The following is a 24,804-nucleotide window of genomic DNA, read 5'->3' as shown; positions in this document are numbered from 1 at the left end:
ATCCCCCTTTCTTTCTTGTTCAGCAGATCCTGTACCTTCCAGACTTAGACCAGAAGGCTTTCAGGCTATCTGCCTATAATAGTTTAGGCTTTTTTAGCTTTTGGACGTTTAGCGCCGTATTTCGAACGAGCTTGCATACGGTTGTTTACACCAGCAGTATCGAGAGCTCCACGAACGATGTGATAACGAACTCCTGCAAGGTCTTTAACTTTACCTCCGCGGATCAATACCACACTGTGCTCTTGAAGGTTATGTCCGATTCCCGGGATATAAGCAGTAACCTCGAGACGGTTCGTCAAACGAACACGGGCATACTTACGAAGTGCAGAGTTTGGTTTACGTGGAGTCATTGTACCTACACGAGTGCAGACACCACGTTTTTGTGGGGCACTGATGTTAGTAGATTCACGTTTCAAAGCGTTGAATCCTTTTTGCAAAGCTGGAGATTTTGACTTCTCAACTTTTGCTTGACGTCCTTTACGAACCAGTTGGTTAATAGTTGGCATGTGATTGCCACCCCCTTCCTCAAATATTCATGTTTCTTTATAAACCTCTTTGCACTAAGTCCACAGACCCAGGCGGTTCATAAAAAGACAAATGAAAAGTTTTTGCCTTGGAGAATCCTTAAAAGTTCTCGGACAAAAACGTTCCTTACCCTATGATTTTACGACAGCAGCCATAGCTGCTCCTACTCCAATCCCGCAAGCCTTGCCGAGATTTTTCATTGTATCCACTTTCGTGCATTTCACATTGTGTTGTTCACACAAAGCAATGATTTTGGAAGTAAGCTGCGGATCACTATCTTCTGCGACATAGACTTCAGAAGCCATACCTGTCTGCACCATCCGCATGGTCTGTTTGGTACCTATTTTGACATGAGCATCTTGCAAGGCTTTTTCATTAGACATTGTGTATTCCTCCGAATAGAACCATGTACAATCAGCTGCCCACGCACCTTTGATATATTAGCATCTAGCGCAAGCATTGTCAATGCTAATCCTAAAACATTTTTTAAAAGTTTACGTACATCAGGATTCGTCCGCCTGTATCATACAAACGTCCGTCTCCTGACGCACAAAACTTTCGCTCTCCTCTAATGAGGAGAAATATATTTAATCAACCGAAACTGGCTCAAGTTCTTCTACTGAAGATTGACCATCTTCTGGCTCAGCAAATTTAATGCTGCGGTAACGGTGCATACCTGTACCTGCAGGAATCAATTTACCGATGATTACATTTTCCTTCAGACCGAGCAACTGATCGACTTTACCTTTGATCGCTGCATCTGTCAATACACGTGTAGTTTCTTGGAACGAAGCCGCCGAGAGGAAGGAGTCTGTTTCCAGGGATGCTTTCGTAATACCGAGCAGGATTGGTTTAGCAACCGCCGGCTCTTTATCACTAAGAATCGCAATTTTGTTAGCTCTTTCGTACTCATGCATATCCACGAACGATCCTGGCAACAGCGTTGTATCTCCTGCATCTACGATACGGATTTTACGCAGCATTTGACGGATCATAACTTCAACGTGCTTATCGTTAATTTCTACGCCTTGGTTACGATATACGCGTTGTACTTCCTGCAGAATGTAGTTTTGTACACCACGTATGCCTTTAATCCGTAACATCTCTTTTGGATCAATGGAACCGTCTGTCAACTCGTCACCCGCTTCAACTTCCGCGCCTTCGCTTACGCGCACACGGGAACCGTAGGTAACGGCGTATACTTTGGATTCCGCTTCACCTTGAATTTCGATTTCACGACGATCTTTCGCTTCGCGAATCTCTTTAACCACACCATCGATTTCACTGATCGTTGCTTGACCCTTAGGATTACGAGCTTCGAACAACTCCTGGATACGTGGCAAACCTTGCGTAATATCGTCTCCGGCTACACCACCGGTATGGAACGTACGCATTGTAAGCTGTGTTCCTGGCTCACCAATGGACTGTGCTGCGATAATACCAACTGCTTCACCAATCTCCACATGTTTACCAGTCGCGAGGTTGCGACCATAACACTTCTTGCAGACACCATGACTTGCACGGCAGCTGAGCACGGAGCGGATTTGCAATTTAGTAATACCTGCTTTGATAATCGCTTCTGCTTTATCGGAGTCAATCAATTCATTGCGACCTACAATGATTTCTTTCGTTTCCGGATGACGAAGAGTCTCGAAGCAGTATCTGCCTTCAATACGGTCGTAGAGGTCTTCGATAACCTCTTTACCATCCTGGATACGACTTACCGTAAAGCCTTTATCTGTACCACAATCATCATCACGCACGATTACGTCTTGGGCTACATCTACGAGACGACGAGTCAGGTAACCTGAATCGGCTGTACGCAGGGCTGTATCCGCCAAACCTTTACGCGCTCCGTGAGTGGAGATAAAGTACTCGAGTACCGTCAGACCTTCACGGAAGTTCGATTTGATTGGGAGTTCGATAATTCGACCGGATGGGTTGGCCATCAGACCACGCATACCGCCCAATTGGGTAATTTGCGATTTGTTACCCCGTGCTTTGGAGTCTACCATCATCATGATCGAGTTGTAACGATCCATGGACTTCATCAGAATCTCAGTGATGTCATCTTTGGATTTTGACCAGATATCAATGATACGGTCATAGCGCTCTTCATTCGTAATCAGACCACGACGGTACTGATTCGTAACGATTTGTGCTTTTTCCTCAGATTTCCTAAGAATTTCAAACTTCTCAGGCGGAACGATAACATCAGATACCGCAACCGTAATACCGGCACGTGTAGAGTATGTGAAACCAAGTTGTTTGATTTTATCCAAAATAACGGCTGTTTCCGTTGTGTGATAAATTTCAAAACAACGTGCAATGATGGAGCCGAGGTATTCTTTACCAACACCGCCAGCCAGAGGAGCATTCATAATAGCTTCTCTGAGATCAGCACCTTTTTCATATACAAATGAGTGATCTGCAGTACCTTGGTACAGGTTAGCACGAGTCGCATCATTGATATACGGGAAGCTTGCCGGGAAAATTTCATTAAAGATAATTTTACCGACAGTTGTCAGCAACATTCCTTCTTGTTGTTCTTCCGTGAAGCTTGTTTTACCAAGCGCCTTAACAGGAATAGCTACACGCGCATGCAGACCAGCAGTACCACGTTGGTATGCCGACACAGCTTCGTTAACTGTACGCAAGATCATACCTGTGCCCTTTTCTTCCTTGTTATCCATAGTGAGGTAGTAAGAACCAAGCACCATATCCTGGGAAGGAGTAACAACCGGTTTACCGTCTTTCGGGTTCAAAATGTTACCAGATGCAAGCATCAGGATACGTGCTTCCGCTTGAGCTTCAGCGGACAACGGAACGTGCACGGCCATTTGGTCACCGTCAAAGTCGGCATTGTATGCCGTACATACGAGCGGGTGAAGACGAATTGCTTTACCTTCAACGAGAATCGGTTCAAATGCTTGAATACCGAGTCTGTGAAGCGTAGGGGCACGGTTCAACAGAACCGGATGCTCCTTGATTACTTCTTCAAGAACATCCCATACTTCAGGACTTACACGCTCAACTTTACGTTTCGCGCTCTTGATGTTGTGGGCAAGCCCTTTATTTACAAGCTCTTTCATAACAAAAGGCTTGAACAATTCAAGTGCCATATCTTTTGGCAGACCACACTGATACATTTTCAGGTAAGGTCCAACAACGATAACGGAACGACCAGAGTAGTCAACCCGTTTACCGAGCAAGTTTTGACGGAAACGTCCTTGTTTACCTTTCAGCATGTGGCTGAGAGATTTCAATGGACGGTTACCAGGACCCGTTACCGGGCGTCCACGACGACCATTATCGATCAATGCGTCAACCGCTTCCTGCAACATCCGTTTTTCATTTTGCACGATAATATCTGGCGCGCCCAAATCAAGCAGACGTTTCAGACGGTTGTTCCGGTTGATTACACGGCGATACAAGTCATTCAGGTCAGACGTTGCAAAACGTCCACCATCCAACTGTACCATTGGACGAAGTTCCGGCGGGATAACAGGAAGTACATCCATGATCATCCACTCTGGCTTGTTGCCGGAGTTGCGGAATGCTTCGATAACTTCCAGACGTTTGATTGCACGATTACGACGTTGTCCTTGCGCAGTCCGGAGCTCTTCTTTCAGGAACTCGAGCTCTTTGTCTATGTCAAGGTCTTGAAGCAATTTTTTAACCGCTTCTGCGCCCATGCCAGCATGGAAACCATAGCCGTATTTTTCACGGTAGCTGCGGTATTCTTTCTCGGACAACAGCTGTTTTTTCTCCAGTGGAGTTTCTCCTGGATCAGTTACAACATATGATGCAAAATAAATAATCTCTTCAAGAGATCTTGGTGACATATCCAGAGCAAGACCCATACGGCTCGGAATACCTTTGAAGTACCAGATATGCGATACCGGAGCAGCGAGCTCAATATGGCCCATCCGTTCACGGCGTACTTTCGCACGTGTTACTTCAACACCGCAACGATCACAGACAACGCCTTTATAACGGACGCGTTTGTATTTACCGCAATGACATTCCCAGTCTTTTGTAGGGCCAAAAATCTTTTCGCAGAACAGCCCTTCTTTTTCCGGTTTCAACGTACGATAGTTGATCGTTTCCGGTTTTTTCACTTCTCCGCGGGACCAAGAACGAATTTTCTCTGGGGAAGCAAGCCCGATCTTCATGTATTCGAAATTGTTGACGTCCAACAAGGAGCAACCCTCCTTAACCAATTCCTGATTCTAGGTTACGCCCACTCCGGCCGAAGCCGGAGCAAGACGTGAGCCTGATGAAAAACGCCGGTCATCATGCGCTCGAAGCGATTTATTCCGCTCCGACCTCTGTACCCTCAAGGTTGAGGCTGAGCTTATCGCTCGCAGCGTCATCTTCATCGTCCATTTCTCTCATTTCAATCTCTTGCTCATCTTCGCTCAAAATCTTAACGTCCATACCCAAGCTTTGCAGCTCTTTGATCAATACTTTGAATGATTCAGGAACACCTGGTTCCGGAACATTCTCACCTTTGACAATGGATTCATACGTTTTAACCCGACCAACAACGTCATCGGATTTAACAGTCAAGATTTCTTGCAGTGTATAAGCAGCACCGTATGCCTCAAGCGCCCATACTTCCATCTCCCCGAAACGCTGTCCACCAAATTGGGCTTTACCACCCAATGGCTGTTGCGTAACAAGTGAGTAAGGACCCGTGGAACGGGCATGGATTTTATCATCAACCATGTGTGCCAATTTGATCATGTGCATGACACCTACGGTAACTTCACGTTCAAACTCTTCACCTGTACGACCATCATACAGGACAGTTTTACCATTACGCTGCATACCTGCTTCTTCCATCGTATCGAAGACGTCATACTCCTTCGCTCCGTCGAATACAGGAGTTGCTACGTGAATACCCAGTTGCATCGCCGCCATACCCAAGTGAACCTCGAGTACTTGACCGATATTCATCCGGGAAGGTACGCCCAGTGGGTTAAGAACGATCTGAACCGGTGTACCGTCTGGCAGGAAAGGCATATCTTCTTCCGGCAAGATGCGGGCCACAACCCCTTTGTTACCGTGACGTCCGGCCATTTTATCACCCTCGGAAATTTTCCGTTTTTGAGCGATATATACACGAACGAGTTGGTTAACACCTGGAGGCAGCTCATCACCGTTTTCACGGGTAAATACTTTCACGTCTACTACGATACCGTCAGTACCATGTGGTACACGCAAGGAAGTATCACGTACTTCACGTGCTTTCTCACCAAAGATCGCATGCAAGAGACGTTCTTCTGCTGTCAGCTCTGTTACACCCTTAGGTGTTACTTTACCAACCAGAATGTCGCCAGCACTGATCTCAGCACCGATGCGGATAATACCGCGCTCATCCAAGTTACGCAACGCTTCTTCCCCAACGTTAGGGATGTCACGTGTGATCTCTTCAGGTCCAAGCTTGGTATCACGTGCTTCTGACTCATACTCCTCGATATGGATGGATGTGTATACATCTTCCTTAACGAGTTTTTCACTGAGCAAGATCGCATCCTCGTAGTTGTAACCTTCCCAAGTCATGAAGGCAACAACAACGTTACGTCCCAGAGCCAATTCACCCATTTCCGTTGAAGGACCATCAGCGAGGATATCGCCAGCTTTGACAGCAGCACCTCTTTTGACAATCGGACGCTGGTTAATGCATGTTCCTTGGTTCGAACGCATAAATTTGTGTAATTTATATTTAACGATATCGCCTTTGACTTCCTGACCATCCACTTCTTCAACACGACGGACCCAAATTTCGTTCGCAGAAGAACGTTCAATAATTCCGTCATAATCGGAGACAATACATACACCAGAATCTTTTGCAGCTTTGTGCTCCATACCTGTCCCTACAAGTGGTGCTTTAGGAATCAAGAGTGGAACCGCCTGCCGCTGCATGTTTGATCCCATGAGTGCACGGTTGGAGTCATCGTTCTCAAGGAACGGGATCAGCGCTGTCGCGACGGATACAACCTGTTTAGGAGATACGTCCATGTAGTCAACTCGCTCACTCGGCATCGTAAGGATGTTATCCGACTGTTTGTTATAACGTACAATGATCGCTTCTTCTTCAAATGTACCGTCTTCGTTCAACTTCGCATTCGCTTGCGCGATAACATAGTTGTCCTCTTCGTCCGCTGTCAGGTAATCAATTTGCTCGGTTACAATACCTGTCTTCGGATCAACCCAACGATATGGAGCTTCAATGAAGCCATATTCATTCACACGAGCGAACGTAGACAAGGAGTTGATCAAACCGATGTTTGGTCCCTCTGGCGTCTCGATTGGACACATACGACCATAGTGGGATGGATGGACGTCACGCACTTCCATACCTGCACGCTCACGCGTCAAACCACCGGGTCCGAGTGCGGACAAACGACGTTTATGTGTCAACTCACCCAACGGGTTCGTTTGATCCATAAACTGTGACAGCTGAGAGCTACCAAAGAACTCTTTAATCGATGCAATAACAGGACGTATGTTAATCAAGGCCTGTGGTGTAATTACGTTAGCATCCTGAATGGACATTCTCTCACGAACCACACGCTCCATACGGGACAAACCAATACGGAACTGGTTCTGCAGGAGTTCACCCACCGAACGCAAACGACGGTTACCCAGATGATCGATATCATCCGTGCTACCAATTCCCTGCAGAAGGTTAAGGAAATAACTGATGGACGAAATGATATCCGCCGGTGTCACGTTTTTAACGGACTTGTCAATGATTCCATTGGCAATCAGTTTGACTACTTTACCATCTTCTGTTGGTGAAAATACATCGATCGTTTGCATAGGAACATCATTAGCATCCAGAACACCATTACCCACGTGATACGTGCGGAAACCAACGCTCTTCTCCAGATACGGCATGATTTCATCCAACAAGCGACGATCCACCATTTGACCTGCTTCAGCAATAATCTCGCCTGTTTCAGCGTCAACAAGTGATTCAGCCAAACGCTGGTTAAACAAACGGTTTTTGATGTGAAGCTTTTTGTTCATTTTGTAACGACCTACATTAGCCAGGTCATAACGTTTTGGATCAAAGAAACGTGCTACGAGCAAGCTTTTCGCATTATCCAGCGTTGGAGGCTCGCCCGGACGAAGACGCTCATAGATCTCAATGAGGGCTTTCTCCGTGGAATCCGTGTTGTCTTTGTCCAGTGTGTTGCGGATATATTCGTCATTACCGAGCAGATCCAGAATCTCAGCATCTGTGCCAAAACCAAGTGAACGCAGGAGAACCGTAACCGGTATTTTACGTGTACGGTCGATCCGGACATAAACAACATCCTTCGCGTCCATCTCCAGTTCCAACCAAGCGCCGCGGTTAGGAATAACTGTAGCGGTATACGTTTTTTTGGCGTTTTTATCTACTTTGGTACTGAAGTAAACGCTAGGAGAGCGAACCAACTGGCTGACAATAACCCGTTCCGCACCATTAATAATAAATGTGCCCGTGTTGGTCATCAGCGGGAAATCTCCCATGAATACTTCCTGCTCTTTGACTTCGCCGGTTTCCTTATTAATGAGCCGGACTTTGACCCGAAGCGGTGCTGCATACGTAACGTCACGCTCTTTTGCGTCGTCTACTGTATACTTCGGTTCACCGAGACTGTAATCGATAAATTCCAAAATCAAGTTACCTGTAAAATCCTGGATCGGCGAGATATCCTGGAACATTTCGCGCAACCCTTCCTCCAAAAACCAATCATAGGATTTTTGTTGGATTTCAATCAGGTTCGGAACTTCGAGTATCTCGTTAATTCGTGCATAACTGCGCCGAGTGCGTCGACCATATTGAACAAGATGTCCTGCCAACTTAAACTCACCCCTCAATGTCTACTCACTTTAAAAATTTCGTTGCGAACCTCTGTTTGTAACCTTATAATGGTACACATACAGAGCAAAGCAATGCATCCACAAATAAAGAAAAGCCCTTACTCGAAATGTCGTTCGAAAAAAGAGCAACTTTGATCGGCGGATGTCTTTCCAAATCATTCTTATCCCCAGTTTGCCCAAAATGTACATATTATACGCCAAACGTAGGCATAATAAGCCCGTTCGGCGTAAAAAAAAGGTTGACATTTTTAGTTAGCTAAAGCCAAGTAGGGCATCTTAATACTGACATTTTACAACTATACCACGACCTGAATTTCAAGTCAATAGTCCTATTGCAAAAAAAATGATCCCCTGCTTACTTTACAAACTCGGATTCAGCTTTTAGTAGATACCTCTTCCGATTTCACCGCTTTGAAAATCCGATAGCCTTTATCCTTCGTCACTTCTTCCACTCTTCCAAACAAAGATTCCAATTTTGCTTTCGCTGACGGGGCTCCTTGTTTCTTCTGAATGACAATCCACAACGAACCGCCTACCTTCAGATGGCGATGTGCCTGTTCGAAAATAGTATGAACCGTCTCTTTCCCAGCCCGTATAGGCGGGTTGGTTAGGATAACGTCAAAATCTTGCTTTTTCACTTCAGCCAGTAGATTACTTTGTAATACCGTGACATTGTTGATTCCGTTTGCTTTTGCATTTTCCCTGGAAAGTTCAACGGCTCTCTCGTTGATATCGATCATGGTGACATGCCCATCCGGTACAAGTTTGGCTGCTGTAAGACCCATTGGCCCGTATCCACAGCCCACATCGAGAACATGAGCCCCTGATGGCAACTCTATCGCATCAATCAATACTCTGCTGCCATAATCGATTCCGCTTTTGGAAAACACACCGGCATCCGTCACGAATCGCAGACTGAATCCGCGAAGAACCGCTTCAGTTGCTCTGCGATCATGCGCCACTTGCGGTTTGTCCGAATAATAATGATTGGACATGCCCTCACTCACTTTCCATTTACAATTACAGCAACAAACCCCTTGATATAAGTCAAGGGGTTTGTTGTTTTGTTCATTTAGCTTGTAAAAGCTAAATTATTTAACTTCAACTGAAGCGCCTGCTTCTTCAAGCTTAGCTTTAACCGCTTCTGCTTCTTCTTTAGCAACTTTTTCTTTCAATGCTTTTGGAGCGTTGTCAACCAATTCTTTTGCTTCTTTCAGGCCAAGACCTGTGATTTCGCGAACTGCTTTGATAACGTTGATTTTGGAAGCACCAGCGCTAGTCAAGATTACGTCGAATTCGGATTGCTCAGCTTCAGCAGAAGCTACTGCACCTGCAGCAGCTACTGGAGCTGCAGCAGTTACGCCGAATTCTTCTTCGATTGCTTTAACAAGATCGTTCAATTCCAGTACAGTCATGCCTTTGATTGCTTCCAAGATTTGCTCTTTACTCATGAGTGAACCTCCATATATAATATTATTTTTTTTAATTCATTTGCCGCCTAAGCAGCATTCAGATCAAGTTGCTTACGCGCCTTGTTCTTCTTTTTCTGCAACTGCTTTAACCGCAAGCGCGAAGTTGCGCACTGGCGCTTGAAGCACGCTGAGGAGCATGGAGAGGAGTCCATCGCGGGATGGCAGTTCTGCCAATGCCTTAACTTCTTCTACTCCGATTACGCGACCTTCTACGACTGCACCTTTCAATTCCAATGCATCGTTCTTTTTCGCGAAGTCGTTCAGAATTTTAGCTGGAGCCACAACGTCATCTACGCTGAATGCAATTGCAGTAGGACCTGTAAGAACACTATCGAGTTCTGTCAGTTCTGCTGCTGCAGCTGCACGGCGAAGCAACGAGTTTTTCAGCACTTGGAATTCGATCCCTGCTTCACGAAGTTGCTTACGCAACTCAGTTACTTGGGCAACGTTCAATCCGCGATAGTCAACAACAACAGTTGTAACGCTCTCGCGCAATTTTGCTGTTACTGCATCAACGGATTCTTGTTTTGCTTGAATCACTTTTGCGTTTGCCAATCTGTACACCTCCTGATCAAATTTATCCCATTAAGAAAAGCCTCCGTAGAATCACGAAGGCTTGATATATACTCATCATCGATTTGCATCGTTCTAAGTTCTATAATCACACCTCGGCAGGAAATTAAGCCAAATGGCACCTACTGTCTACGGCAAGCATATTCAAATGTCAACGGTCAGTCACTCGGACTCACAACTTTTATATCTTATCAAAAACAGGACAAGCCTGTCAAGAGATATTATCTAAAAGCTGCTGCGTTCACGCGTGCGCCAGGGCCCATCGTGGAAGAAAGACTAACATTCTTCAGATAAACACCTTTTGCTGCCGCTGGTTTAGCACGATTCAGAGCTTCCATGAGAGCTTTGAAGTTCTCATTAAGTTGCTCAGAAGAGAAAGAAGCTTTACCAATCGGTGCATGAATTTGACCTGCACGATCCAGACGATATTCGATTTTACCGGCTTTAATTTCTTGAACAGCCTTAGTTACATCGAAAGTTACCGTTCCGGCTTTAGGGTTAGGCATCAGACCTTTACCGCCGAGCAGTCGGCCCAATTTACCTACTTCACTCATCATATCTGGTGTCGCTACGCAGACGTCGAATTCGAACCAGCCTTGTTGGATTTTGTTGATCATGTCTGCATCACCAACATAGTCCGCGCCAGCCGCTTCCGCTTCTTTCGCTTTGTCACCTTTTGCAAATACCAATACGCGTTGTGTTTTACCTGTGCCGTGTGGCAAGACAACAACACCACGTACAGCCTGATCTTGCTTACGAGGGTCTACACCCAAACGAACTGCTGCTTCGATTGTTTCATCGAATTTTGCAGTAGCTGCCTTTTTCACAAGCTCTACAGCTTCTGAAGGCTCGTAAGTTGCTTCGCTGTCAATCAGCTTAGCAGCTTCCAGGTATTTTTTACCGTGTTTAGCCATGTTTTATTCCTCCTTTGTGGTGTTAGCGGATATACCTCCCACATCAACCGGTCGCGAATCGACCGGTTTTACGAAGCCATGTTTCTTTATGAAAATTAGTCTTCGATGGTGATACCCATGCTGCGGGCAGTACCTTCGACCATACGCATAGCGGACTCAACGTCTGCTGCATTCAGGTCAGGCATTTTTGTTTCTGCGATTTGACGTACCGCATCACGTTTAACAGTAGCAACTTTTTTCTTGTTCGGTTCGCCTGATCCTTTTTCAACTTTAGCTGCCACTTTCAACAGAACTGCTGCTGGTGGAGTTTTAGTGATGAAAGTAAAGGAACGGTCCTCGAATACAGAAATTTCAACTGGAATAATCAATCCCGCTTGATCAGCTGTACGAGCGTTGAATTCTTTACAGAATGCCATAATGTTGACACCTGCTTGACCCAAAGCTGGACCTACTGGTGGTGCTGGGTTTGCTTTACCTGCTGGAATCTGCAGTTTTACCATTTTAATAACTTTTTTCGCCATGATTGACACCTCCTTGCAAAATAGTGGTTAACGGGTTTTTCAACCCTCCCACAAGAAACTTGAAGAGACTATATCTTCTCCACTTGCGTGTATTCCAACTCAAGCGGTGTTTCCCGTCCAAACATGTTCACGTGCACTTTCAACTTGCTTTTGTCTACCAAAATTTCTTCCACGGAGCCTACGAAATTCGCAAAAGGACCGACTTTAATACGTACGGATTCCTTAAGATCGAACTCAATTTTCGGCTTAGGTTCAACCATTCCCATGTGCTTCAGAATTTGTTCCACTTCTTCAGGCAGCAATGCAGTTGGTTTGGACCCAGAACCTGTCGAACCGACAAATCCTGTAACCCCTGGTGTGTTGCGAACAACATACCAAGAATCATCCGTCTGTACCATTTCCACCAAGACATAACCGGGGTAAACTTTACGCATAACGGTTTTTTTCTTACCGTCCTTGTTTACCACTTCTTCTTCCATAGGAACAAGAACGCGGAATATCTTGTCTTCCATGCCCATAGACTCTACGCGTTTTTCCAAATTGGCTTTGACCTTGTTCTCATACCCTGAATAGGTATGAACGACGTACCATCTTTTTTCCATATCAAGCCACCGGAACCCTTCTTAAATAATCGCTTCGATCACAAAGGAGATGCCAATGTCAATGACCCAAAAAAACAGCGTCATAACCACAACAGTACCAAGTACGATCAATGTGTAGTTGGTCAGCTCTTTACGATTAGGCCAGCGAACTTTTTTAAGTTCAGCCCAGCTTTCTGAGAAAAAGGAAATCAGAGATTTGAAACTTCGTTTCACGCCGACACCTCCAAAAACTATCTGGTTTCGCGATGAGAAGTCTGCTCGTTACAAAACTTGCAAAATTTCTTCATCTCCATGCGGTCGGGGTGATTACGCTTGTTTTTTGTCGTAGTGTAATTTCTTTGTTTGCAGTTAGTACAAGCCAAAGTAATAATTACCCGCATGATGTACACCTCCCGAAGACTTCCACATTCAAGCAGAGTCTCTAAATTGATCCTGAAAAAAAGCCATAAATTTAGGCCTACCTAAAACACTTTATCACAAGGGTATAACCATGTCAATGAAAGAATAGTCTTTCATTCATTGGGTATTACTTCCGTACAACGTACATTCGTTTCTCATCTCTGTTTTTCTCTTCTCCTGCTTGGACCGAGCGATTACTAGTATAAACATTCTTAGATTTTATAAACTTGAGACACTAAAAAAAGACTCAAACACCGAGCCTTTTCCGTCAACGACAACATGTGTTTAATTATCTCGAACTTCCAGGTACTTTTCAAGTTTGCGCTTGACGCGCTGAAGTGCATTATCAATGGACTTCACATGTCTGTCCAAATCTACTGCAATCTCTTGATAAGATCTCCCGTCCAGATACAACATCAATACTTTACGTTCCAGATCACTCAGAATCTCGGACATTTTATCTTCCAGGCCCACAAACTCTTCCTGATTGATGATAAGTTCTTCCGGATCACTGACCTGGGTTCCACAAATCACATCGAGTAACGTACGATCAGACTCTTCGTCATAAATAGGCTTGTCCAGAGATACATAAGAATTAAGCGGAATATGCTTCTGACGTGTTGCTGTCTTAATCGCCGTGATGATCTGTCTTGTAATACACAGTTCGGCAAAAGCCTTGAACGAAGCCAGCTTGTCCCCTTTGAAATCTCGAATGGATTTGTAGAGGCCAATCATTCCTTCTTGAATAATATCTTCCCGGTCTGCCCCAATCAGAAAATAAGATCTTGCCTTGGCGCGTACAAAGTTACGATATTTGTTAATTAGAAACTCTAACGCTTCGCTTTCGCCTTCACGGAAAGCTTCGACAATGTCTTCGTCACTTTGGTAATCATACTTAGATAACATGATATCTTTGAGGTCGACACTCACAGACAATCCCTCCGGCTGCAACGCAAGGTACCCCGTTACTCTACTCTATGAAATATAGGATCAGTATATATGATGGTACCTCACACCGTCAACCACGCTCTGCCTAAAAAAGAACATCAATAACATAAATGTCAAGAGTTTCAATAATCTAAATTTTGTAAAAACGTGCTGTTATTCCCGGCGCCATCGCTCAAACTCTTTCAATACATCGGGACTTAACTTACCCCCGATTGTGTTACGCGTGGTCTTCGCCTGATCTTCTTCCAGTCGTTTTTTTAATTCTTTTTCGTTCTGCTCAACTTCAATTAGCAACTCCCTTGCAGATACGCGTAGCGCTCCCTGTCCAAAAATGACATGTTGCTCTACCATATCGCTCGTAGCCACATAGATTTGGCGTCTTCGCATGCTTAGTTCCCGAACGAGTCTCTCAATGCATTCGTCTGCCGTCTCTTTTTCCTTTGTAAAATAGATCTGCACTTTGCTCTGAGTAAAGGATTTACCGAGTCCAGGCACGAGGTAGGCGTCAAACACAACAATGACTCGACGGCCGGAGAAAGCCTGGTAATCTGCAAGACGAAAGAGAAGCCTGTTGCGCGCCTCTTCCAGCCCACTTTCCGCCAGTTTGGTTAATTCCGGCCAGTCACCAATCATGTTGTACCCGTCTACAAGAAGCACATCACGGGAATCAGCCATACCTTCTATTCCTGCGCTTGACGCGAACGGAGCACTTCATACATGACAACCCCGGCTGCCACGGAAGCATTCAGGGAATTAATCTGACCTTGCATTGGTAGTTTGATCAGCACATCGCATTTCTCACGAATAAGTCGTCCCATTCCCTTGTTCTCATTTCCGATTACCAATGCCACAGGGCCAGTAAAGACTCCATTACCAAAGACACCTTCGTGAGCCGTGACATCTGTCCCTACAACCCATACACCTTCCTCTTTGAGGCGATCGATGGTCTGACCAAGATTACTTACACGAGCCACTGGCACGTACTCCACAGCGCCTGCTGATGTTTTGGATACTGTCACGGTTACCGCTGCCGAGCGACGTTTCGGTACAATGACGCCATGCGCACCCGTGCAATCTGCTGTCCGCAAAATTGACCCCAGGTTATGAGGATCTTCAATCTCATCCAGCAGAATCAGGAAAGGATGCTCATTCTTCGCTTTTGCTGCGGCAAGAATGTCTTCTACCTCCACATAAGCGTAAGGTGCTGCTTGAGCAACTACCCCCTGATGCTGAATGCCTGGTACCGTTTGATCCAGTTTACGCTTGTCCACGTGTTGAATGACAATACCTAGTTTTTTAGCTTCCGAGATAATAGGTTGAGTCAGATGTTTCTGTGCTGTATCGGCAATCCATATTTTATTAATGGTCCGGCCTGAACGCAGCGCCTCCGTCACGGAGTGTTTACCGGCGATCCATTCTTCTTCCATCGTTGTTCGATCCTCTCTGTAATGCGTTGTTTTGTTGAATTTTCTATTTTTTTGTCGGCGATGGCGATTGTTGTTCCGCGTGCTCAATGCCAAGCCCGATCAGTTCAATCATGCGATCATGATGACCACTGCTATAGAGGTAACCAATGAGACATTCAAAAGCCGTAGCATGTCTGTACTCCAACACATCTGCATTTTTGGGCACACTACCCGACTTGGCATTCCGCCCTTGCCGGACGATATCCCGTTCTTCCTCTGTCAGTTCATCCTCAATCGTTGTAAGTATGCGGCTCTGTGCCTTCGCTGATACCAACCCGGTTGCACTACGGTGCAAATGATTGGGACGCATGTTGGCCTTCGACAACAGATATTGACGAACAGCTACCTCATATACCGCATCACCAATATAGGCCAGTGCAATAGGTGGAATCAACCTCGCAGGTCTGGAAGGAGGATAAGGGAACCATCCTCCCTCTGTGACCTGCTCCTGTTGTTTTGGTGTATTTGGATGTCCTTCGCTCATTTGCGCCGCCATCTCATGCCCTGCGCCGTATCTTCAAGCAGAATGCCACGTGCAGACAATTCATCGCGAATTTCATCCGCTCTTGCCCAGTTTTTGGACTTGCGCGCTTCTACACGCTCTTCAATCAGGCGTTCTACTTCCTCATCCAGAAGTTCTGGCTCTGCGTCAGTATAGATGCGCAGCACAGCATTCAATTCACTGAACAACTCGAGGAGCGCGCGAATGTCTGCCGCATTAACTACTTCTTGCTGCAACAGTTGGTTGGCTTCCCCTGCCCACTCAAACATAGCAGTAATCGCATCAGGAGTATTGAAATCATCCTGCATCTTCTCGTGATACTGCTGACGAATTTGGTCGAGTCTTGCCGCAAACTCTGCTGTGATATCCTGATCAACAGTTACTGCATTCAGACGATGGTTCAGGTTACCTACCGCATTCGCAATCCGGTCCACACTGTTCTGTGCCTGCTCCATCGTATCATCCGTGAAGTTCAATGGGTTGCGATAGTGGGTAGACAACATGAAATAACGAATCGCTTCGCGTTTATATTGATTCCGTAAGTCTTTAACCAGAACACCATTACCGAGTGATTTCGACATCTTTTCGTTATCAATCCGGATGAATCCATTATGCATCCAGTAGTTCGCAAGTGGTTTACCTGTTAATACTTCGGATTGGGCGCATTCGCACTCATGGTGCGGGAACTGCAAATCCTGTCCACCCCCGTGAATGTCCAGTGTATCCCCAAGGTACTCCCTAGCCATGGCGGAGCACTCAATATGCCATCCTGGTCGACCATCACCCCAAGGACTGGACCAATAGATCTCACCTGGTTTGGCAGCCTTCCAGAGCACAAAATCTTCGGGATGCTCTTTGCGCTCATCCACACCCACACGGATTCCAAATTGCAGCTCCTGCAGGTTTTGTTTCGAAAGTTTGCCATATTCGCTGAATTTGCCTGTGCGATAATAGACGTCACCGCCATTTTCATACGCAAATCCTTTTTCAACCAGCTCACGGATAAAATCAATGATCAGCGGCATGTTTTCCGTTACTCTCGGATTGCTGCTTGCCTTGGGAATACCCAGTCCCTCAAGGTCTTCATAATAGGCAGCAATAAATTTCTCAGCCACATGAGGAACGTCTGTTCCAAGTTGTTCTGCTTTGCGAATCAGCTTATCGTCGACATCCGTGAAGTTCACCACGTAGTTCACTTCATGTCCTGTCTGTTCCAGGTACCCGCGAACTGTGTCGAAAAAGATAACCGGGCGTGCATTCCCGATATGAATGTAGTCATATACCGTTGGTCCGCAGACATACATTTTCACTTTCCCTGGCTCTTGGGGAACAAATTCCTCTTTGGTACGACTCATCGTATTATAAATCTGAAGCGTCATGGTCACTTATCCTTTCATCCTATACTGCCTTTATTTATTGTATCACGTATCACGCACAGTCTCATTTTCACGGGCATTCTGCAGTGTACGTACTTCTTCCTGCAATCGTTCGAGTTCTTTTTGCATACCGCGCAAGGAGTCAACGACCGGATCGGGCAATTGCTGACTGAGGCGATCTACCCGTCGGCCATCCTGTTTAACAATTCTGCCCGGTATACCTACCACGGTACTATTGGAAGGGACCTCCTTAAGCACAACGGAGTTCGCACCAATGTTACATTGATCCCCCACGCTAAATGAACCCAGCACCTTGGCTCCGGATGAGATAACCACATTATTACCAATGGTCGGATGTCTCTTCCCTTTTTCTTTCCCTGTTCCGCCCAAGGTAACCCCCTGATAGATAACGACATCATCGCCAATCTCACATGTTTCTCCAATAACGACGCCCATTCCATGGTCAATAAACAACCGATTTCCGATCGTAGCTCCAGGATGTATCTCGATTCCTGTCATAAAACGGCTAACCTGCGAAATGAACCGGGCAACCGAGAACCATCTTCGCTTGTATAAAAAATGAGCCATCCGGTGTGCCCATATCGCATGCAGCCCGGAGTAGGTGAATACCACCTCAAACCAACCTCGGGCCGCCGGATCGTTTTCAAACACCGCCTGGATATCTGATCTGATCTTCTTGAACATGCTCGTTCCCCTCTTGTTCAGGTTCCCGTCCTCCGGCTTACCGGACGGCGCGTTCCTTGGTAGTGTACTGCACACTCGCCTAAACAAAAAAACGCCCCTGCAGCATTTAGCTGCAGAGGCGTTTATCGCGGTCCCACTCTGCTCGGTCCATTCTTAAATAGAATGAGCCCTCAAGCGGTTTGGTAACGGAAACCAATCGTCACAACCTATCCTAACGTTTTCCCATGTCATGATCGACAAAGGCGGGGCCGGATTCGGCTGTGCAGCTCACGGGCGCATTTCGGCTGATGGACAGTGGATGGTTCACAGCCACCGCAACCAAAGAAATCTTTCTTTGCTGCGGGACCATCCTCTCTGAATCTGTCCGGGTCAGTCTACTCCTCCCGATCTTTGCTGTTCTATTAGATAAATCATATCAATTATTCGTTGTGTTGTTATTATAGCGAAAAGGCCTCAGACTGACAACAGCCTCCTACGTAATCCATCCATCGTAGGACTGTGTTCAGATTCCAAATAAACGGAATGTCTTCGACTAAGCTTATTTTACTTGTGCAAGCAAACGTTCGATCACCGTATCACGACCCAGCAGCACGATCGTTTGGTTCAGATCCCGTCCGTGCGTCTGTCCAGTCAAGGCTACACGAATTGGCATAAAGAGCTGTTTGCCCTTAAAGCCGGTTTCTTTCTGTACTTCCTTTATCAATGCAGCCATTTTGCTTGGAGTAAACTCTTCACTCGCCTGTACTTTATCCGCAAATGCCTTCAGTACGGTTGGCACCTGCTCCTCAGCAAGCACTGCTTCTCCTTCACTTTCAAGCTCCAGATTGGAACGGAAGAATACTTCCGACAATTCGACAATATCGGAGGCAGAATTCATCTGCTCTTGGTACAGGTGTACCAGAGTATAAGCCCATTCTTTTTGTTCAGCAGACAGCTCGGAAGAAATACGTCCAGCCTTTTGCAGATGCGGAATGGCCATTTCGGCAATACGTTCCGGGTCAGCATGTTTGATATAGTGGTTGTTCAAGTGAGCCAGCTTGTGGGTATCAAATACCGCAGGGCTCTTGGACAAACGTTTCGTATCAAAAATGGAGATCAGTTGCTCTTGCGAGAATATCTCTTCCTCCCCTTCCGGCGACCAGCCCAGTAAGGAGATAAAGTTAAACATTGCTTCAGGCAAATAGCCGAGCTGATCATACTGCTCAATAAACTGAATAACGGACTCATCCCGTTTACTCAGCTTCTTGTGATTTTCATTCACGATCAACGTCATATGACCGAATTGCGGTGGCTCCCAGCCAAGCGCTTCATAGATCATCAGTTGACGCGGCGTGTTCGAGATGTGATCTTCCCCACGCAGGACGTGGGAGATCTTCATCAAGTGATCATCCACAGCAACGGCATAGTTGTATGTGGGAATGCCGTCTTTTTTCACAATGACGAAGTCACCGGATTCCTTGCTGTTGAACGAGATTGTGCCTTTAACCATATCATCAAACGTATATGTGCGCTCTTCCGGCACACGGAAACGAATACTCGCTACGCGGCCTTCCGCTTCGAACGCACTAATTTGCTCTGGATTCAGGTCACGGTGTTTGCCAGAATAACGCGGTGTTTCTCCACGTGCTGACTGTTCCTCGCGCTCTTGCTCCAATTCTTCTTCCGTGCAGAAGCAACGGTAAGCCAGACCTTTATCCAGCAATTCCTGCGTATATTTACGATAGAGGTCCAGACGTTCCGTTTGACGGTATGGTCCGTATTCTCCGCCCACGTCAATACTTTCGTCCCACTCAATTCCGAGCCATTTCAGGTATTTCAGTTGGCTTTCTTCACCACCGGCAATGTTCCGCTTCACGTCCGTATCTTCAATACGAATAATGAATTTACCGTTATTATGTTTGGCATATAAATAGTTAAACAACGCCGTACGGGCATTCCCGATATGCAGGTGTCCCGTTGGGCTCGGCGCGTAACGCACACGAATATCCGTGCTCATATGATCCCCTCCGTCACTAATTGATTGATGATATCACACACGTACAAGGCAAACAACGGATTGAGCGGCAATGCCCTCTCCCCGTCCCGGGAATCCCAGTTGCTCTGTCGTTGTTGCTTTCACGTTCACCTGTGTTACATCCGCTTCCAGTGCTTTGGCAATAACCTCAGCCATCTGTGGGATATAAGGAGCCATCTTTGGCTTCTGGGCAATAATCGTTGAATCGATATTCCCTAGCTTATACCCGCGATCCTTCACAAGCTGCCATACATGCTCCAGCAACTTCAGACTGTCGGCATCTTTGAATTCCGGATCGGTATCCGGGAAATGCTTGCCAATATCCCCAAGTGCCACCGCACCCAAAATGGCATCACTAATCGCGTGCAACAGCACGTCTGCGTCCGAGTGACCCAGCAGTCCTTTTTCATAAGGAATCGTTACTCCGCCAATAATACACGGGCGTCCCTCTACCAGCTGATGTACATCAAATCCCTGTCCTACACGTATCATCGCTTCTTCTCTCCCCCCAGCAAAAACGTAGCATATTGCAAATCTTCCGGCGTTGTTAATTTGATATTGGTATAATTGCCTTCCACAACCTTGACCGACATTCCCTGACGTTCAGCCAGCATGGCATCATCTGTCCCCAGAAATCCGTCCTGCTCGGCTGATTCGTAGGCGGAGAGCAGGGAAGAAAGACGAAAAGCCTGCGGGGTTTGAATGCTCCACAGACTGCTGCGGTCTGGCGTCGCTGTAACGACTCCTTCCGCATTCACTTGTTTGATCGTATCCTTCACGGGAACCGCCAGTACAGCTGCTCCACCACCAGATATGGCGGCCGCCATACATCCCTTGATCTGCTCATGGTTCACAAAAGGACGTACCCCGTCGTGAACGAGAACCCAATCCGTCCCAAGTGCCTCAAGGCCTTTATGGACAGAATGTTGTCTCTCTTTCCCTCCGGGGATAACACGGACACGTGAATCCAGTTGGTATTCTTTTACCCAATCCTGGCAGCGTTCAACATCTGCGGCTCCTGTGACCAGCACCATCTCGCGGATCTCGTCCAGCGCAGCAAATACCTCAAGCGTATGTATGAAAACGGGCTTGTCCTGCAGCAACAGAAATTGTTTGCTCTCGGTCGTCCCCATCCGGGTACCGCGACCTGCTGCCACAATGACAACGCCCCACCCTTTATCCATGCCGCAATCCCTGCCTTGTCTGTCAGTTTATCGTCCAAAGATATACAATATCATTCAACGATACACTACCCATCATACCGCTTTATTGGGCTTTTTCCAACAGTTTCGGCTTGGCAAAAATCATTCGTCCCGCTGAAGTCTGCAACACACTGGTCACCAGCACTTCCATCATCATGCCGATATACTCGCGTCCGCCTTCCACAACGATCATTGTGCCATCATCCAGATAGGCTACACCTTGACCATGCTCCTTGCCATCCTTGATGATCTGCACCATGATCTCCTCACCTGGCAGAACAACCGGCTTAACCGCATTGGCGAGATCATTAATGTTCAACACAGATACACCCTGGAGTTCGCACACTTTGTTCAGGTTAAAGTCATTGGTGACCACTTTGCCCTGAAGCACTTTAGCCAGTTTAACCAGTTTGCTGTCCACCTCGGAGATTTCCTCGAAATCCCCCTCGTAGATTAGGACTTTTACATCGAGTTCCTTCTGGATTTTGTTCAAAATGTCCAGTCCACGCCGTCCTCTGTTCCGCTTGAGCAGATCCGATGAATCGGCAATATGCTGTAACTCCTCCAGAACAAATTCCGGAATTACGATCGTACCTTCAATAAATCCGGTTTTGCATATATCAGCGATACGCCCATCGATAATAACACTGGTATCCAGAATTTTATGTTCTTCCATCCGTCTATCCTCGTCCACCTCGGGATGACCCCATCGTCCAGACATCCAGAAGGCCCCCAGATCGTCTTTCTTCGCCATGGCAAGGGTATAACCGCAATAAGCACTAATCACCGTCAGCGCTACTTGCAGCACTTCTCCTGCCGTCCCCATCCATCCCACAACAGGGTAGAGCAACAAGGCCACGAGCAATCCTGCAACGGTACCTGCGGCACCTGCAGCCAATTCGTTCATAGGTACTTTTGCCAATGAGTCAATTCCACTATGCAGCCTATCTGCCATCAATGTTCCACCAATATTACATACAGCCATAAACATTACAGCTCCCAGCAGCGTCGATATACCAGCTCCCAGTAATCCTGCTGACTGAATCCACTCCGCCATCCATGGGACCGATTTTCCTGCCAGATGATATGCCGTGTAGCCGAACCATGCACCGCACAATCCTGTAAAAGTTAAAATGCCTTTTTTCCACATTAGTCCCTGCACCTCCTTCAATGTATCTTGATCTTTATATCCAGTATGATCCAATTCCTGAATTGCTAATCCCATCTGGAAGAACTTTTTGGAAATGTTGCAATCGCCAGTTGAAAGTAGGTAAATTATTGGCATATAATGAATTCAATTCATATCCCGAGGTGAGTGGCAAAATGAGTACGCTAAGTTTACAGGCTTTCCAGGATCAAGTTTCTGAACTGTTGTTGCGTCATCGCAGCCTGATTGATGTACTGTCCAAAACGGGACAAGCCGGAGCGTCTGTTAACCGTGCCGTGTCCAAAGCCATTACCGAATGCGGCTGCATCGAGCTGCACGCCACCAAGCAGAAATATGCCCCGGAGAGCGATATCGCTCAAACCAAGGGCCTGCTGGAAACGCATGTGGAAGGTGAGTTGTGTGAGAACTGCAGAGAGGTCATCAGCTCTGAGCTAGGACGGAACCTGTTCTACATGTCGGCTCTCTGCAATCTGCTGGACATTAACATGGAAGAGGTCGTAAATCACGAATCACAGAAGTGTTCAACGTTAGGGATGTTTAATCTGTCGTAAGAAGATATGTATGTCGTCCGTAAGGGTTTCTTTTACCGTAAATAGATCTGATATAAACAAAAAGCACGCATTCTCCAGTTCAGGAGAGTACGTGCTTTCTTTGTATAGTGTCTGTCCCCAAGGCGACTTATCGATCGGAAGGACGGGAAGATTTCTCATCCTTGCGCTTTTTCGCCCGACTACGTGAGGCCGCTGTTCGCACATTATGCTTCATTCCATACAGGGCGTATAACACCAACGGAATAAAGATCAATTTGGATAACTGCTCCGGGAAAATAACGGCTACGGCTATGGCAAATAACACAACCCATGGTGCAATCCAAATTGCCTTGCGTGGCAAACCGACCTTTTTGAAATTGGGATATTTAAGCGAACTCACCATCAGATACGATAACAGCAACGTAGCAATCATCATACTAACCGGGCCAATATCCTTATTGAACAAGGACAGTGTAGCTAGCACACCACCGGCTGCGGGAATTGGCAGACCTGTGAAGTACCCGGGGATTCCCGGACGAACATTAAACCGAGCAAGACGAATGGCTCCACAGATCGGAAAAGCCGCTGTTGCAATCCAGGCGAGGATCGGCATCGAATCTTGAAACGACACCATAAATATGATCAGGGCTGGTGCTGCACCAAAGGAAACCATGTCAGACAAGGAATCCAGTTCCTTGCCGAATTCACTTTGAGCATTGAGTGCACGTGCCACTCGGCCATCCAGACCATCCAGCAGCATAGCTACAATGACCATAATGGCAGCCAAACTGTAATTTCCATCAATCGCAAGCAAAATTGCCATCATTCCAAGAAACAGATTACCCAGGGTAAAGAGATTCGGAATGAATCTGGTTAGCATCGTTGTTTCACCTCATCCATTTCAAGCCTTTATATAGGCAAACCCTTACATCTGTCTGTCGATAAACATTTGCTCCTGCAAACGTTTGAGGCCTTCCTTAATGGTCCGGGCACGAACTTCACCAATACCGTCCACTTCGTCCAGTTCTTCAATTGTAGCCATAATAACATGAGGCAATTGTTCGAATTGATCCACCAGATTATGGATAATGACATTGGGCAGGCGGGGTATCTTATTTAATACCCGGAATCCACGAGGGGCAACCGAATCCTCAGAAGTAGCCGCTGATGATGGATAGCCGAGAAGACGGACAATATGATGTGCATCCAGCAACTCATCGTCCGACAATCTTTTCAGTCCCACGATAATTTCACGGATTTTGTCATCACTGTCGTCACGAGCATAGTCTTTATACAATAACCAGGCTTCTTCTTCCGTTGTACCCACGAGTTCTTCCATTTGCATGGAAATGAGTCGTCCCTCATTCCCGAGTTCATGAATGTATCGTTTGATTTCCGTTTTGATCCGCATCACCATTTCGGTACGCTGAATCACATTAACCACTTCAGGAATCGTTACTAATTCCTCAAATTCCGAAGCACTCAGATTCGTAAGGGACTGTGTTAATACCGCTTTGTATTTCTCCAGGGTTTGAATCGCTTGATTCGCTTTGGTCAAAATAACCCCGATTTCCTTGAGGGAATAACGAAGTGTTCCCTGATACAAAGTAATGATATTCCGGCGCTGTGATATGGATACGACCAATTTACCCGTTTGCTTTGCTACGCGCTCTGCCGTCCGGTGACGAATCCCCGTCTCTGATGAAGAGATAGATGAATCCGGGATTAACTGGGTATTGGCGTAAAGAATACGCTTCAAATCCTCGCTAAGAATAATGGCTCCATCCATCTTGGCGAGTTCGTACAGATAGTTCGGGGAGAAATCACAGTTAATCGAGAATCCCCCATCCACCACTTCCATTACTTCAGGGCTGTATCCTACAACAAGCAGTGCGCCCGTCTTGGCGCGCAGCACATTTTCCAGACCTTCGCGGAAAGGTGTACCTGGTGCGATCAGCCTTAACAATTCATTCATATTATCCAGTTGGCTCATATCTTTCATCTTG

General features: G+C 46.4%; 25 protein-coding genes and 1 other annotated feature. Of the genes, 1 reads left to right on the top strand and 24 read right to left on the bottom strand.

The genetic code is table 11. The annotated features are described in order from the left end of the window. Nucleotides 1-83 precede the first annotated feature (83 nt). The 22 genes from rpsL to ACDJ59_RS29330 form a co-directional block, all read right to left on the bottom strand. Nucleotides 84-506: a 30S ribosomal protein S12 gene (rpsL, locus tag ACDJ59_RS29435; RefSeq protein ID WP_017692070.1), complete on the bottom strand. Its 423-nt coding sequence runs from the start codon at nucleotides 504-506 to the stop codon at nucleotides 84-86. Nucleotides 507-656: 150 nt separating this feature from the next. Then, nucleotides 657-908: a ribosomal L7Ae/L30e/S12e/Gadd45 family protein gene (locus ACDJ59_RS29430; protein WP_036607175.1), complete on the bottom strand. Its 252-nt coding sequence runs from the start codon at nucleotides 906-908 to the stop codon at nucleotides 657-659. 204 nt (nucleotides 909-1,112) lie between these two features. After that, on the bottom strand, nucleotides 1,113-4,727 hold the full coding sequence (gene rpoC / locus ACDJ59_RS29425; RefSeq protein WP_413407096.1) for a DNA-directed RNA polymerase subunit beta': 3,615 nt from the start codon (nucleotides 4,725-4,727) through the stop codon (nucleotides 1,113-1,115). 112 nt (nucleotides 4,728-4,839) lie between these two features. Continuing rightward, on the bottom strand, nucleotides 4,840-8,385 hold the full coding sequence (rpoB, locus tag ACDJ59_RS29420; RefSeq protein WP_074096567.1) for a DNA-directed RNA polymerase subunit beta: 3,546 nt from the start codon (nucleotides 8,383-8,385) through the stop codon (nucleotides 4,840-4,842). Between the two features lie 395 nt (nucleotides 8,386-8,780). Beyond that, nucleotides 8,781-9,401: a class I SAM-dependent methyltransferase gene (locus ACDJ59_RS29415; protein WP_413407095.1), complete on the bottom strand. Its 621-nt coding sequence runs from the start codon at nucleotides 9,399-9,401 to the stop codon at nucleotides 8,781-8,783. Nucleotides 9,402-9,497: 96 nt separating this feature from the next. After that, nucleotides 9,498-9,857, bottom strand: coding sequence for a 50S ribosomal protein L7/L12 (rplL, locus tag ACDJ59_RS29410; protein WP_017692065.1), 360 nt, complete (start codon nucleotides 9,855-9,857; stop codon nucleotides 9,498-9,500). A 72-nt stretch (nucleotides 9,858-9,929) separates the two neighbouring features. Beyond that, entirely contained in the window at nucleotides 9,930-10,433 is a 504-nt protein-coding gene (gene rplJ, locus ACDJ59_RS29405) for a 50S ribosomal protein L10 (RefSeq protein ID WP_017692064.1), read from the bottom strand. Nucleotides 10,434-10,456: 23 nt separating this feature from the next. Continuing rightward, nucleotides 10,457-10,604, bottom strand: a sequence feature (ribosomal protein L10 leader region). A 68-nt stretch (nucleotides 10,605-10,672) separates the two neighbouring features. After that, entirely contained in the window at nucleotides 10,673-11,365 is a 693-nt protein-coding gene (gene rplA, locus ACDJ59_RS29400) for a 50S ribosomal protein L1 (RefSeq protein ID WP_017692063.1), read from the bottom strand. A gap of 95 nt (nucleotides 11,366-11,460) precedes the next feature. Then, nucleotides 11,461-11,886, bottom strand: a complete 426-nt coding sequence (rplK, locus tag ACDJ59_RS29395) for a 50S ribosomal protein L11 (protein ID WP_017692062.1) — start codon at nucleotides 11,884-11,886, stop codon at nucleotides 11,461-11,463. Between the two features lie 68 nt (nucleotides 11,887-11,954). Next, a complete protein-coding gene (nusG, locus tag ACDJ59_RS29390; protein ID WP_017692061.1) occupies nucleotides 11,955-12,488 on the bottom strand; it encodes a transcription termination/antitermination protein NusG in 534 nt (177 codons plus the stop codon). A gap of 21 nt (nucleotides 12,489-12,509) precedes the next feature. Then, the gene (gene secE / locus ACDJ59_RS29385; RefSeq protein WP_017692060.1) at nucleotides 12,510-12,701 is read right to left on the bottom strand and encodes a preprotein translocase subunit SecE; all 192 of its coding nucleotides are present in this window, start codon (nucleotides 12,699-12,701) and stop codon (nucleotides 12,510-12,512) included. A gap of 17 nt (nucleotides 12,702-12,718) precedes the next feature. Beyond that, nucleotides 12,719-12,868 carry a 50S ribosomal protein L33 gene (gene rpmG / locus ACDJ59_RS29380; protein WP_072735843.1) on the bottom strand — a complete coding sequence of 50 codons (150 nt, stop codon included), beginning with the start codon at nucleotides 12,866-12,868 and terminating at the stop codon, nucleotides 12,719-12,721. 304 nt (nucleotides 12,869-13,172) lie between these two features. Beyond that, a complete protein-coding gene (sigH, locus tag ACDJ59_RS29375) occupies nucleotides 13,173-13,817 on the bottom strand; it encodes an RNA polymerase sporulation sigma factor SigH (RefSeq protein WP_017692059.1) in 645 nt (214 codons plus the stop codon). A 171-nt stretch (nucleotides 13,818-13,988) separates the two neighbouring features. After that, the gene (locus ACDJ59_RS29370) at nucleotides 13,989-14,510 is read right to left on the bottom strand and encodes an NYN domain-containing protein (RefSeq protein WP_017692058.1); all 522 of its coding nucleotides are present in this window, start codon (nucleotides 14,508-14,510) and stop codon (nucleotides 13,989-13,991) included. Between the two features lie 5 nt (nucleotides 14,511-14,515). Continuing rightward, nucleotides 14,516-15,262: a 23S rRNA (guanosine(2251)-2'-O)-methyltransferase RlmB gene (gene rlmB, locus ACDJ59_RS29365; protein ID WP_017692057.1), complete on the bottom strand. Its 747-nt coding sequence runs from the start codon at nucleotides 15,260-15,262 to the stop codon at nucleotides 14,516-14,518. 43 nt (nucleotides 15,263-15,305) lie between these two features. Beyond that, complete coding sequence (locus ACDJ59_RS29360; protein ID WP_017692056.1) at nucleotides 15,306-15,785, bottom strand: Mini-ribonuclease 3; 480 nt, start codon at nucleotides 15,783-15,785, stop codon at nucleotides 15,306-15,308. Beyond that, nucleotides 15,782-17,182, bottom strand: coding sequence for a cysteine--tRNA ligase (gene cysS / locus ACDJ59_RS29355; RefSeq protein ID WP_413407094.1), 1,401 nt, complete (start codon nucleotides 17,180-17,182; stop codon nucleotides 15,782-15,784). The genes ACDJ59_RS29360 and cysS overlap by 4 nt, the downstream gene beginning before the upstream one ends. Before the next feature lie 42 nt (nucleotides 17,183-17,224). After that, on the bottom strand, nucleotides 17,225-17,884 hold the full coding sequence (gene cysE / locus ACDJ59_RS29350) for a serine O-acetyltransferase (protein ID WP_413407093.1): 660 nt from the start codon (nucleotides 17,882-17,884) through the stop codon (nucleotides 17,225-17,227). Between the two features lie 538 nt (nucleotides 17,885-18,422). After that, the gene (gene gltX / locus ACDJ59_RS29345; RefSeq protein ID WP_413407092.1) at nucleotides 18,423-19,880 is read right to left on the bottom strand and encodes a glutamate--tRNA ligase; all 1,458 of its coding nucleotides are present in this window, start codon (nucleotides 19,878-19,880) and stop codon (nucleotides 18,423-18,425) included. A gap of 33 nt (nucleotides 19,881-19,913) precedes the next feature. Then, entirely contained in the window at nucleotides 19,914-20,390 is a 477-nt protein-coding gene (ispF, locus tag ACDJ59_RS29340; RefSeq protein WP_413407091.1) for a 2-C-methyl-D-erythritol 2,4-cyclodiphosphate synthase, read from the bottom strand. After that, on the bottom strand, nucleotides 20,387-21,082 hold the full coding sequence (ispD, locus tag ACDJ59_RS29335; RefSeq protein WP_413407090.1) for a 2-C-methyl-D-erythritol 4-phosphate cytidylyltransferase: 696 nt from the start codon (nucleotides 21,080-21,082) through the stop codon (nucleotides 20,387-20,389). The genes ispF and ispD overlap by 4 nt, the downstream gene beginning before the upstream one ends. Before the next feature lie 82 nt (nucleotides 21,083-21,164). Further along, entirely contained in the window at nucleotides 21,165-22,250 is a 1,086-nt protein-coding gene (locus ACDJ59_RS29330) for a PIN/TRAM domain-containing protein (protein ID WP_100528521.1), read from the bottom strand. A 173-nt stretch (nucleotides 22,251-22,423) separates the two neighbouring features. Between ACDJ59_RS29330 and ACDJ59_RS29325 the strand changes: the two genes are divergently transcribed. Then, a complete protein-coding gene (locus ACDJ59_RS29325) occupies nucleotides 22,424-22,819 on the top strand; it encodes a hypothetical protein (protein ID WP_017692049.1) in 396 nt (131 codons plus the stop codon). 127 nt (nucleotides 22,820-22,946) lie between these two features. Here the strand turns inward: ACDJ59_RS29325 and pssA are convergent, their stop codons facing one another. Together pssA and disA are read right to left on the bottom strand one after the other, a co-directional pair. Then, the gene (gene pssA, locus ACDJ59_RS29320) at nucleotides 22,947-23,678 is read right to left on the bottom strand and encodes a CDP-diacylglycerol--serine O-phosphatidyltransferase (RefSeq protein WP_017692048.1); all 732 of its coding nucleotides are present in this window, start codon (nucleotides 23,676-23,678) and stop codon (nucleotides 22,947-22,949) included. A 45-nt stretch (nucleotides 23,679-23,723) separates the two neighbouring features. Next, nucleotides 23,724-24,800, bottom strand: coding sequence for a DNA integrity scanning diadenylate cyclase DisA (disA, locus tag ACDJ59_RS29315; RefSeq protein WP_047841130.1), 1,077 nt, complete (start codon nucleotides 24,798-24,800; stop codon nucleotides 23,724-23,726). Between the last annotated feature and the right edge of the window lie 4 nt (nucleotides 24,801-24,804).

The organism is Paenibacillus amylolyticus, from assembly GCF_047302515.1.
In the GTDB taxonomy this organism is placed as follows: Bacteria; Bacillota; Bacilli; order Paenibacillales; family Paenibacillaceae; genus Paenibacillus; species Paenibacillus amylolyticus_G.
This window is presented reverse-complemented; position numbering and strand designations above follow the sequence as displayed.

Bases quoted from the DNA above. Each gene is read 5' to 3' on its own strand.
- rpmG (WP_072735843.1), bottom strand. From the start codon at position 12,868: ATGCGGGTAATTATTACTTTGGCTTGTACTAACTGCAAACAAAGAAAT.
- rplL (WP_017692065.1), bottom strand. From the start codon at position 9,857: ATGAGTAAAGAGCAAATCTTGGAAGCAATCAAAGGCATGACTGTACTG.
- cysE (WP_413407093.1), bottom strand. From the start codon at position 17,884: ATGTTCAAGAAGATCAGATCAGATATCCAGGCGGTGTTTGAAAACGAT.
- ACDJ59_RS29360 (WP_017692056.1), bottom strand. From the start codon at position 15,785: ATGAGCGAAGGACATCCAAATACACCAAAACAACAGGAGCAGGTCACA.
- rplK (WP_017692062.1), bottom strand. From the start codon at position 11,886: ATGGCGAAAAAAGTTATTAAAATGGTAAAACTGCAGATTCCAGCAGGT.
- disA (WP_047841130.1), bottom strand. From the start codon at position 24,800: ATGAAAGATATGAGCCAACTGGATAATATGAATGAATTGTTAAGGCTG.
- nusG (WP_017692061.1), bottom strand. From the start codon at position 12,488: ATGGAAAAAAGATGGTACGTCGTTCATACCTATTCAGGGTATGAGAAC.
- ispF (WP_413407091.1), bottom strand. From the start codon at position 20,390: ATGATACGTGTAGGACAGGGATTTGATGTACATCAGCTGGTAGAGGGA.
- ACDJ59_RS29325 (WP_017692049.1), top strand. From the start codon at position 22,424: ATGAGTACGCTAAGTTTACAGGCTTTCCAGGATCAAGTTTCTGAACTG.
- pssA (WP_017692048.1), bottom strand. From the start codon at position 23,678: ATGCTAACCAGATTCATTCCGAATCTCTTTACCCTGGGTAATCTGTTT.
- rpsL (WP_017692070.1), bottom strand. From the start codon at position 506: ATGCCAACTATTAACCAACTGGTTCGTAAAGGACGTCAAGCAAAAGTT.
- cysS (WP_413407094.1), bottom strand. From the start codon at position 17,182: ATGACGCTTCAGATTTATAATACGATGAGTCGTACCAAAGAGGAATTT.
- ACDJ59_RS29330 (WP_100528521.1), bottom strand. From the start codon at position 22,250: ATGTGGAAAAAAGGCATTTTAACTTTTACAGGATTGTGCGGTGCATGG.
- ACDJ59_RS29430 (WP_036607175.1), bottom strand. From the start codon at position 908: ATGTCTAATGAAAAAGCCTTGCAAGATGCTCATGTCAAAATAGGTACC.
- rplA (WP_017692063.1), bottom strand. From the start codon at position 11,365: ATGGCTAAACACGGTAAAAAATACCTGGAAGCTGCTAAGCTGATTGAC.
- ispD (WP_413407090.1), bottom strand. From the start codon at position 21,082: ATGGATAAAGGGTGGGGCGTTGTCATTGTGGCAGCAGGTCGCGGTACC.
- ACDJ59_RS29370 (WP_017692058.1), bottom strand. From the start codon at position 14,510: ATGGCTGATTCCCGTGATGTGCTTCTTGTAGACGGGTACAACATGATT.
- ACDJ59_RS29415 (WP_413407095.1), bottom strand. From the start codon at position 9,401: ATGTCCAATCATTATTATTCGGACAAACCGCAAGTGGCGCATGATCGC.
- rlmB (WP_017692057.1), bottom strand. From the start codon at position 15,262: ATGGAAGAAGAATGGATCGCCGGTAAACACTCCGTGACGGAGGCGCTG.
- gltX (WP_413407092.1), bottom strand. From the start codon at position 19,880: ATGAGCACGGATATTCGTGTGCGTTACGCGCCGAGCCCAACGGGACAC.